The organism is Nocardiopsis sp. MG754419 (assembly GCF_018207095.1).
In the GTDB taxonomy this organism is placed as follows: domain Bacteria; phylum Actinomycetota; class Actinomycetes; order Streptosporangiales; family Streptosporangiaceae; genus Nocardiopsis.
Map to the genome: position 1 here is coordinate 1 of NZ_QOCZ01000410.1, position 355 is coordinate 355.

The following is a 355-nucleotide window of genomic DNA, read 5'->3' on the forward strand; positions in this document are numbered from 1 at the left end:
TGGTCCCGTCCGACCGGGACCGGGCCGTCCTTCTGGGTGAAGTCGGTGACCTTCCAGTCACCGTCGACCCACTTCAACTGGTAGGTCGTCGTGTACCAGCTCTCGGTCACGGGGTTCGTGGAACCCTCGCCCGACAGGCCGAAGAGGGATGTGTACCAGAGTGCGACTGTTGCGGTGCTGTCGCTGGAGGACGTGACCTTGGTGCCCACGGGGATGACGCGTGAGACAAAGGTCTGGCCGCTCGGTGCGGCGCCGTCCTTGTCCAGGCCGAGCTTCGCGAGGAAGCTCTCCCGGGAGTAGACCTGGTCGAACTCCGGCAACTGGGCGGCGGCAACGTCGGGCGCGTACACGGTGT

1 protein-coding gene is annotated in these 355 nt (G+C 65.9%); it reads right to left on the reverse strand.

The genetic code is table 11. The features are described from left to right. Positions 1–355: hypothetical protein (locus tag DSY14_RS28340; RefSeq protein ID WP_211719629.1), on the reverse strand; the 355-nt coding region annotated here is incomplete at both ends.